Here is a 2,739-nt window from a genome sequence, read left to right as displayed (position 1 = left end):
AGCGAGGCTTGCCCGCGAAGGGGCCGGCATGGCTGGCCGCGCTGGTCGCCGGTGCCGCGCAGGGCCTCGTGCATCAGGGCCGGATCGTTCTCGGTGCGGTTCGAAGGCATCGCGCAACCGGCAAGGGTGACGGCGGCGGCCAGACAAAGCAGGGGGGTGCGCAAGGTGGCGATGTTACTGACTCCTGAGGGGATGATGTTCATGGTGCGGTCACTGGAGGCTCGGCCTCTTGAGGCGCATCCGTGTGCACGACTGATGGGGCGGGAAGCCGGGGTGCATCGTCCGCCGCTTCAGGCGGGGGCAAACGCAATACGGGAATCGACAACTGGCGGGTCTGGCCCTGGTAGCTGAACGTGGCCTGGCGGGCGCTGAGCTGGCTGAGTACCCAGCCGTTGTCCAACGCCTGGCCGAGCTTGAGTTTGAGCGCCCGCGGGCCTTGGCGCAGCAAGGCCCACTGGGCCGCGCCGTCGAGCACCACGCCACTGAGGGCATAGCCTGCCAGGCCGGTGTCCGCGCCTTTGCTGCGCTCGGCATCGCCCTGACGCGTGGGGCTGAACAGCGGCTGCTGCCAGATCAGCGCCAGGCGTTGTTCGGCGAGCTCGGGCATGGCCAGTGGGCGGGCGTTGGCGTTGCTCATGCTTGGCGCGTCGCCGGGTGGCAGCCACTGCGGGTCGCTGCCGGTGCCGGTGAGCAGCAGGGCCATGAGCGTCGCCAGCACTGCGCAGGGGATGAGCAGCAGCGGGTTGAAAGGCAGTGTTTTCATTGGGCTGCCTCCACTGCTGATGATGGCTGGGTGTGGCTGATCGACGAGCACAGGTACCCACATCCGCTGACGCTCGCAATCAACATCGGCGCATTTGAAATCAGGCACCCTACTTGGCAGCAGCAGGCTGCAGGCAAGCGTTTCTGGTCGCACATCAACGTGCACTTCATGGCGCCACCTTCGCCGTCGCCGGCTGCAAATAACCGCTGACCAGCAAGTGCACACGCAGTCGTCCCGGGCCGCCTTTCGTCGGCGCGGTGCTGTTGCGGCGGATGCTCAGGCTGTCGACGAACAGCGCCGGCTGGCTGTATTCGAGGTCGTGCAGCAACCGCGCGAGGGGTTCGGCGGCGCAGTCGAGGGTGAGGCTGACTTTGACCTGACGATAGGGCTGGGCGCTGTCCTGCTCCGGGGTGATCGGCATGCGCTGGGTGAGTTCGCAGCCGGGACCCTCGTCGGCGTGGGCCTTGATCAGCTCGACGCTGCGCTGCATCAACTGCGCGGCCACGGCGCTGAGGTCGTCACCGGGTAGCAGGCTGCTGCGGCTGGCGGGGTCGCGGCGGGCCTGTTCGAGTTGCTGTTGCAGCACGGTTTTTTGCGCGAGCTGGCCGGCGTAGCGTTGTTGCTGTTCGCGCAGGTCTTGCAACTGCTCGTCGATGTCGCTCAAGGGCCCCGTGAACCAGCTTTGCACCAGCAACCACCAGGCCGCCCACAGCACCAGGGCGAGGACGATGACCGCGGCGCCGCGGCGCTCGCGGGCGTTAAGCGGACGGCGCATCGGCGGCCTCCTTGCGCAGGTGGGCGCGCAGTGAAAAGTGATCCTTGCCGGTGTCGGCGTCGGGCTGAATGATGCCCTGGAACTGCGCGTCGACCAGGCTGTGGCAGCCTTTGACGCGGTTGATCAGGTCGCTGGCGCTGGCGCTCTGGCCGGACAGGGTGACTTCGCCGCTGTCGCTGACTTCGAGCTGTTCGAGCCAGGTGTCGGCGCCCAGGCAGTCGGTGAGGTCGGCGAGCACCTGGGTCAGTGCCGGCTGGGCCAGTTTGCGTTGCGCCAGGTAGCGCGCGGCGCCGCGGGTGTTGAGCAGTTCGGCGCGCAGGCGTTGCAGCTGCGCGACTTGCTGGCGTTGTTCGGCGACGCTGTTCTGCATGTCGTCCAACAGTGTTTGCCGGGTGTTGAGCCAGAGCAGCATGCAGCCTAGCAGCAGTACCGCGCAGATCGTCAGGAGCCAGCGGTTGAGGCGATTGCCGGCGCGCTGTCCGGGGCGAGCGTGGGACGGCAGCAGGTCGATATCGAGGGGCGCGCCCTGGGCGTCGCGGACATCCACGGCGTGCAGGGTCAGGCCCCGTTGCTGGCAGTGGTCGAGGATGGTTTGCAGGCGTTCGCGCAGGATGGCGACCAGCACGACCTTGGCCTGGTGTTTGTCGCGGCTGATGACGCGGGCGTCGAAATACAGTTGGGCGGCGTTGAAGGGGGTGTGTTTGTCCAGCTCGAAACCGAGGACTTCGCGCAGGTTGCGGGTGGCCAGCAGCGGGACGGTGAGGTGCTGGATCAGCACGGCGTTGGCGGGCAATAACAGGATGTGCCGTGTGCGGACAGCCGCCGCTGTACCTGTGTAGCGAGGGGGCTTGCCCCCGACTACGGCGGTCGTATCAACCGTGCTCGACAGGTCTGGCCCATCGGGGGCAAGCCCCCTCGCTACAGGGGGGTGCGGCAGGTTGTTATGGGTGGGCTGATCCGCCGTATCGGGGGCGAGCCCCCTCGCTACAGGGTGGTGCGGCAGGTTGCGCAGGGAGCCATTGTCAGGGGCGATTGGGGGCTCGGCGAGCGGCCAGTCGAGGGTGCCGATCTGCGGTCCGCTGCCCAGGCGTTCGCGCCAGCGCGCGGGCAGCAGGCCGTTCAGTTCGCTCAGCCACAGGCGCCAGAGGCGTTGCGCCGGGCTGCCGCGCCATTGGCCGAGCAGGCGTTCGAGCTGGGCTCG

4 protein-coding genes are annotated in these 2,739 nt (G+C 67.9%); all 4 read right to left on the bottom strand.

Features of this window, described 5'->3' with window-relative positions; translation table 11 throughout:
* The coding region (locus AC3WJP_RS29020) for a hypothetical protein (RefSeq protein WP_493735702.1) at window positions 1-203 on the bottom strand (203 nt) is incomplete at its 3' end.
* Window positions 200-763 (bottom strand): hypothetical protein, encoded by a 564-nt coding sequence (locus AC3WJP_RS29015; RefSeq protein WP_493724591.1) that lies wholly within the window; start codon window positions 761-763, stop codon window positions 200-202. The genes AC3WJP_RS29015 and AC3WJP_RS29020, both read right to left, overlap by 4 nt.
* Before the next feature lie 166 nt (window positions 764-929).
* On the bottom strand, window positions 930-1,538 hold the full coding sequence (gspM, locus tag AC3WJP_RS29010; protein ID WP_493724592.1) for a type II secretion system protein GspM: 609 nt from the start codon (window positions 1,536-1,538) through the stop codon (window positions 930-932).
* Window positions 1,522-2,475: a type II secretion system protein GspL gene (locus AC3WJP_RS29005; RefSeq protein WP_493735703.1), complete on the bottom strand. Its 954-nt coding sequence runs from the start codon at window positions 2,473-2,475 to the stop codon at window positions 1,522-1,524. The genes gspM and AC3WJP_RS29005 overlap by 17 nt, the downstream gene beginning before the upstream one ends.
* Between the last annotated feature and the right edge of the window lie 264 nt (window positions 2,476-2,739).

The sequence above is a fragment of the Pseudomonas sp. GW821-FHT01A09 genome (assembly GCF_058986725.1).
The sequence above is the reverse complement of the archived record's forward strand: the minus strand, read 5'-3'. Positions and strand labels throughout refer to the sequence as shown.

Excerpts from the sequence above, each read along its gene's own strand:
- AC3WJP_RS29015 (WP_493724591.1), bottom strand. The coding sequence starts at position 763 with ATGAAAACACTGCCTTTCAACCCGCTGCTGCTCATCCCCTGCGCAGTG.
- gspM (WP_493724592.1), bottom strand. The coding sequence starts at position 1,538 with ATGCGCCGTCCGCTTAACGCCCGCGAGCGCCGCGGCGCCGCGGTCATC.